Source organism: Micromonospora sp. NPDC002411 (assembly GCF_053592955.1).
This window is the reverse complement of record NZ_JBSFBM010000394.1, coordinates 1-5,588: the sequence shown is the minus strand read 5'-3', so window position 1 is coordinate 5,588 and position 5,588 is coordinate 1. Positions and strand designations below refer to the sequence as shown.

Annotated in this window: 6 protein-coding genes; 2 read left to right on the top strand and 4 right to left on the bottom strand. The window is 72.1% G+C overall.

All coding sequences use genetic code 11. The annotated features are described in order from the left end of the window. Window positions 1-165: 165 nt before the first annotated feature. The 4 genes from ACWCO3_RS30585 to ACWCO3_RS30570 form a co-directional block, all read right to left on the bottom strand. On the bottom strand, window positions 166-1,458 hold the full coding sequence (locus tag ACWCO3_RS30585) for a hypothetical protein (protein WP_450013341.1): 1,293 nt from the start codon (window positions 1,456-1,458) through the stop codon (window positions 166-168). 57 nt (window positions 1,459-1,515) lie between these two features. Further along, entirely contained in the window at window positions 1,516-2,091 is a 576-nt protein-coding gene (locus tag ACWCO3_RS30580; RefSeq protein ID WP_450013339.1) for a TetR/AcrR family transcriptional regulator, read from the bottom strand. After that, window positions 2,084-2,884, bottom strand: a complete 801-nt coding sequence (locus ACWCO3_RS30575) for an alpha/beta fold hydrolase (protein WP_354882092.1) — start codon at window positions 2,882-2,884, stop codon at window positions 2,084-2,086. Before ACWCO3_RS30575 ends, ACWCO3_RS30580 begins: the two co-directional genes overlap by 8 nt. Before the next feature lie 103 nt (window positions 2,885-2,987). Continuing rightward, the gene (locus ACWCO3_RS30570) at window positions 2,988-3,908 is read right to left on the bottom strand and encodes a proline dehydrogenase family protein (RefSeq protein WP_355026374.1); all 921 of its coding nucleotides are present in this window, start codon (window positions 3,906-3,908) and stop codon (window positions 2,988-2,990) included. Window positions 3,909-3,993: 85 nt separating this feature from the next. Between ACWCO3_RS30570 and ACWCO3_RS30565 the strand changes: the two genes are divergently transcribed. After that, entirely contained in the window at window positions 3,994-4,266 is a 273-nt protein-coding gene (locus ACWCO3_RS30565) for a hypothetical protein (RefSeq protein WP_244311545.1), read from the top strand. 1 nt (window position 4,267) lies between these two features. After that, window positions 4,268-5,434: a glutathionylspermidine synthase family protein gene (locus ACWCO3_RS30560; protein ID WP_357929445.1), complete on the top strand. Its 1,167-nt coding sequence runs from the start codon at window positions 4,268-4,270 to the stop codon at window positions 5,432-5,434. Window positions 5,435-5,588 lie beyond the last annotated feature (154 nt).

The following is a 5,588-nucleotide window of genomic DNA, read 5'->3' as shown; positions in this document are numbered from 1 at the left end:
GTCCGGGGCGTCGTCGCCACAGGAGGCGGCGGTGGTGGCGGTGAGGACGGCGACGGCGGTCAGGGCGACGAGCAGGCGGGGCCGCGTGGTGCCGGCCGGCCGCGGTAACTGGGGGCGGCGCACCCATCGATGGTACGACCGACCGTCACACCGCCGACCAGCCCGTCAGGCGGTGGCGGCGCGGATGTACGCGACGCACTCGTCGTGCAGCGTCGTCCACTTCTCACCGAACGCCTGCTCGGCGGCAACGTCGAGGGTGTCGCGCTCGTGCACCACGGCCTTGAAGAAGGCGAGCAGCCGCTGCGGCCCGTACCTGTCGACGAGGTGTCGGACGGCGAGGTAGCCGACGCCGTAACTGCCGGCGACCCGCTCGGCGGAGGCGTCGGCGGCGGGGTTGACGCCCGCCAACTGACCGTCCCAACCGCCCCGGACCAGTTTGCGCACCTCGGCGATGCCCTCGTACCGGTCGACCGCCTGGCCGCCGGCACCTGCCAACTCGGCCAACCCCTCCACCAGCCACCAGGTCGTCTTGCCCGGGTAGCCGCGCTCGGGCAACGAAGCGGCGTGCGTCAGCTCGTGCCGGAGCAGGTCGTCGGTGCCGCTGCTGGAGAGCCCTTCGGCGTTGAGCACCACCTCGTGGTGGCCGCCGCCGACTGTCACCGCGTACCCGCCGGTCCACTCCGGGCGGTCGCCGCCGTACCACCGCTGCCACTCGGTGGGACCGGCGTAGAAGATCCGGTAGCGGTCCGGCGGCGACCCGGTCAGCGCGTACCCGTCGGCGACCTTGGCCGCCGCCTCGGCCTGGGTGAGCAGACCGGGCAGTTTGCCGCGCAAGGCGGGGGTGGTGGCGACGATGGTCCGCGCGCCGACCGCCACGGCCAGATCGCTGATCTCCCACGGTCGGGTGCCGGTCTCCACCGACTTGGATTCCTCAAGCGCGACCAGGCGGGGCTGGTCGCCGTTCTCCCGCCAACGGGTGCCGATCAGCACCGGGCTGGGCCGGCAGTTCGGTACGACGAAGCAGTACTGGAAGCGCACCAGGAGCCGCCACTCCCCCGGCTTGCCGACGACCGGTGCGGGCAGACCGCTCGGTTCGGCCCGCCAGACTGTCACCTTGAGCTCGCGGAGCGCGGCGAAGCGTCGGCGCAGGTCACCGTGTGCCGGGGGGTCGGCGACGGCGAGGAAACCGGCGCGGTCCCCACCGAGCAGCGCGGTGGACTGCCGGTTGAGCTGAGTGGTCATCCGGTCGGCGAGCGCTCGGGCCGCCACTGTGGCGGGATCGTCGGCCGTCGAGACGCCGGCTCGGCTGAACGTGGACCGGGCGCCGTTCTCCCGGATCACTCCGACGACGAGCACCGCCGGCACGCCGCAGCCCAGCAGCACGACGACCACCAGGAACACCGTCCACAGCGGCCAGAGCCGCCGTGGTGCCGGCCGTTGCTGCACCCCGTCAGTCACCCGCCGAAGGGTACGACCATTCCCTGAGCGGGGTGAGGCCGCCCCGGGCCGGTCCGTTCAGGCGTCCGTGACCGGCCAGGAGCGGAACGAGATGTCCATGCTGGCGACCAGTTGGTGGTACGAGCGGTCGAGTTCGCGGGGCAGGCCGAAGCCGCCCGCGGCCTCCAGGGCGACGAAGCCGTGCAGGGCGCTGCGCAGGGCACGGGTCGCGTCCACGGCGTCGTCGCCGGTGAGCCCGTACCCGCGCAGCACCGCGAAAATGGCGCCGACCGCCCGCTCGCCCGCCTCGACGTGCTCGGGATCGGTCGGGTCGGGCACCTGCTGGGTCGCCGGGTAGCGGCCCGGGTGCCGGCGGGCGTAGTCGCGGTAGGCGTCGGCCATCGCCCGCAAAGCGTCCCCACCGGAGCGGCCGACGGCGGCGCTGGTCAGCTCGGTGGCCAGCTCGGCGGTGGCCAGCGCGGACAACTTCTGGGCCAGCGCGTCCGCACCCCGCACGTGTTTGTAGAGGCTGGGCAGCGCCACCCCGAGCCGGCTGGCGAGCGCGGCCAGGGTGAGCTGCTCGTAGCCGACCTCGTCGGCCAGCCGGGCTGCCTCCCGCACCACTGTCTGCTGGTTGAGACCGACCCTAGGCACCGGTGCACACCGCCAGGAAGCCGAGCAGCTCGTCGGCCATGCGCTGCGGCCGGTCGGCGTGCGGGTAGTGGCCGGACTCCTCGATCATCCGGGCCTCGGCGGTGCGGAACAGCCGCCGGGCTGCTCGTGCCTCGGCCCCCGGGTCGGGGAAGTCCGGGTCCTTGGTGCCCATCAGCACCAGCACCGGCTGCCGCACCTGCGGGGCGCGGGCCGTCCAGTGCGGCTCGACCGGCACGATCACACCGCGCATCGCTGCCATCCGGCCGGGCTCGCGCAGGTTGGCCACCATCGACCTGCGGTACGCGGCGTCGTCGGCGGGGCGGTGCACCGGGAACAGCGTCTTGTGGAACATCCCGAACAGTCGAGGGCTGTGCAGCACCGACCACATCGCCATCCGCACCAACGGGTTGAGCTTGGGCTGACCGACGAACGCGCCGACCTGCACGATGCCGCTGACCAACTCGGGCGCGTCGGTCGCGGCGAAGACCACCGCCGCCGCGCTGGACGAACTGCCCACCAGCACGGCCGGACCGGCGTCGATGTCACGGACCACGGCCAGCAGGTCCGCGCCGACCTCCGCCGGTGCGTACGTGGGCCAGCCGACGCTGGACTCGCCGTGGCCCCGGACGTCGACCGAGGCGACCCGGTGGCCGGCCGCGACCAGCAGCGGCACCAGGTGCCGGTAGCTCGCCCGGTTCTCTCCCATGCCGTGCGAGAGGACCACCAGAGGGCCCTCGCCGTGCACCTCGTACGCGATGTGGCCGCCGTCGCGGCGAACCTGGCTAGTTGTCATAGCCGTAAAGCTAACCTACTTAGCCAACCTCGTCAAGTCGCGTACACGCGAACGGGCCGGCGGGACCACAGGGGTCACCGCCGGCCCGTCGACCGAATCCCGGTTACTTCTTGGAGATCAACGCCCGGCCGAAGAAGACCAGGTTGGCCGGGCGCTCGGCGAGCCGGCGCATCAGGTAGCCGTACCACTCGTCGCCGTACGGGACGTAGGTACGAACCGTGTAACCCTCGCCGGCCAGGCGCGCCTGCTCCTCCGGGCGGATGCCGTAGAGCATCTGGAACTCGAAGCGCTCCGGCCCCCTGTCGAACCACCGAGCCCGGTCCTCACCGATGGCGATCATCCGAGGGTCGTGGGTCGCCAGCATCGGGTAACCGTCGCCGGACATCAGGATGTTCATGCACCGCACGTACGACTTGTCCACCTCACGGGCCGACTGGTACGCCACCGACTCCGGCTCCTTGTAGGCGCCCTTGCACAGCCGCACCCGCGACCCGGCGGAGGAGAGCTCCCGGCAGTCCGACTCGGTCCGGCGCAGGTACGCCTGGAGCACCGCGCCCGTCGACGGGAAGTCCTTGCGCAGCCGGCTCAGCACCTCCAGCGTCGAGTCCGTGGTGGTGTGGTCCTCCATGTCCAGGGTGACGGTGGTGCCCGCCGCGTCGGCCGCCGCACAGATCGCCCGCGCGTTGTCGTACGCCAACTGCTCGTCGAACATCTGGCCGAGCGCGGACAGCTTCACGCTGACCTCGGCGGCCGGGGTGAGCCCCGCGGCGGCGAGCAACTTCAGCAACTTCAGGTACTCGTCACGGGTGGCGATGGCCTGTTCGGGGGTGACGGTGTCCTCACCGAGGTGGTCGAGGGTGACCGCGAGACCGTCGTCGACGAGCCCGCGGGTCGCGCGCAACGCGTCGTCGGTGGCAGCGCCGGCGACGAACCGGCGAACGACGTCCCGGGTGTACGGGGCTGTCGCGACGAGCCGCTCGACCTGGGATGACCGGGAGGCGGCGAGGATGACGGAACGGAGCATGAGCCGAGCGTAACGCCCCTGCCAGGCCCCCCGCCGAGGGGCGGCCGGGGCTGCGGTTCTGGCGCGCATCGGCTACAACGATGCCGTGGACCAACGCCCCCGCCGCCGGCTCCGGTCGGCCTCCGTGCAGCTCGGCGCGCTCACCGCTCTCGCGCTCGCCCTCTCCGGCTGCAACATGACCTCGGACGACGACGATGACGACGACTGCGCCCTCGGGCCGGTCGGCGGCGGTGACACCGTCGCGCTGGCGATGCGGGTCCCCGACCCGGCCGCCGGTCGCGCCGCGCCGGAGCCGACCACCGCCGCCCTGCCCGATCGCGGCGGGTTCGGCACCCACCTGGCCGCCTGCGGCGGCTGAGATGCGCCGCGAGACCGTCACCCCGCGACCCGACTGGAACACCACCATCCGGGAGCAGGGGCTGATCTACGTCGACACCGAACTGCCCGACGGCGGAATCATGTCGTACTGGGACGAGACCGCCGCGTACGCCTTCGACCTGGACGAGGTGCTGCGGCTGGAGGAGGCCACCGAGGAGCTGCACCGGATGTCGGTGGCCGCCGCCGAACACGTGGTGGCCCGGCGCCGGTACGCCGAGTTCGGCATCCCGGCCTGGGCGGCCGACGCGGTGGCCCGGTCGCTGCGCGAGGCGCCACCCACCCTCTACGGGCGCTTCGACCTGGCGTACGACGGCACCTGGCCGCCGAAGATGCTGGAGTACAACGCGGACACCCCGACCGCGCTGGTCGAGGCGAGCATCATCCAGTGGTACTGGCTGGAGCAGAGCCGGCCGGAACTGGACCAGTGGAACAGCCTGCACGAGCGGCTGGTCGGCACCTGGGCGAAGATCGGGGCCGGCTTGCACGAGCCCCGGGTGCACGTGCTCTGGTCGAACGAGGAGGAGTCCGGCGAGGACCACATGACCGCCGGTTACCTCGCCGAGACCGCCCGACAGGCCGGCCTTGACGTCACGTTGCAGCCCATCCAGGAGATCGGCTGGGACGGCCGGCGCTTCGTCGACGCCGACGACCAACCGGTCACCACGTGCTTCAAGCTCTACCCGTGGGAGTGGATGCTGGCCGAGCCGTACGGGCCCGCGGCGCTGGCTCCGGGCACCCCGACCACCTGGATCGAGCCGGCCTGGAAGCTGCTGCTGTCCAACAAGGCGTTGCTCGCGGTCCTGTGGGAGCTGTACCCCGACCATGAGTACCTGCTCCCGGCCTACCTCGACTCGCCGCGCGGCATGCCGGAGTACGTGGCCAAGCCGCTGCTCGGCCGGGAGGGGGGTTCGGTACGCATCGTCACCGCCGACGAGGAGATCCACAATCCGGGGATCTACGGCGACGAGGGCTGGTGCTACCAGGAGTTCCGGGCGTTGCCGCAGTTCGCCGGCAACCGGGTGGTGCTGGGCAGCTGGATCGTCGACGGCGAGTCGGCAGGGGTCGGGGTGCGGGAGAGCGCCAGCCTGATCACCGACGGCTACGCGCGGTTCCTGCCGCACTACATCGACGCGCCACGCACCCCGTGAGTCGTCTACCGTTGGGGGCGTGAACTTCGACGCGTACGCCCGGACCGGTGTTGACCTGGCGACGCCGACCTGATGGCGGTGACCGGCCGGCCCGGGTTGAACGGGCTACGGCTGCCGAAGGTCGAGTCGGCCGCGACGGTGACAGCCCTCGGAG

Excerpts from the sequence above, each read along its gene's own strand:
- ACWCO3_RS30575 (WP_354882092.1), bottom strand. The coding sequence starts at position 2,884 with ATGACAACTAGCCAGGTTCGCCGCGACGGCGGCCACATCGCGTACGAG.
- ACWCO3_RS30560 (WP_357929445.1), top strand. The coding sequence starts at position 4,268 with ATGCGCCGCGAGACCGTCACCCCGCGACCCGACTGGAACACCACCATC.
- ACWCO3_RS30570 (WP_355026374.1), bottom strand. The coding sequence starts at position 3,908 with ATGCTCCGTTCCGTCATCCTCGCCGCCTCCCGGTCATCCCAGGTCGAG.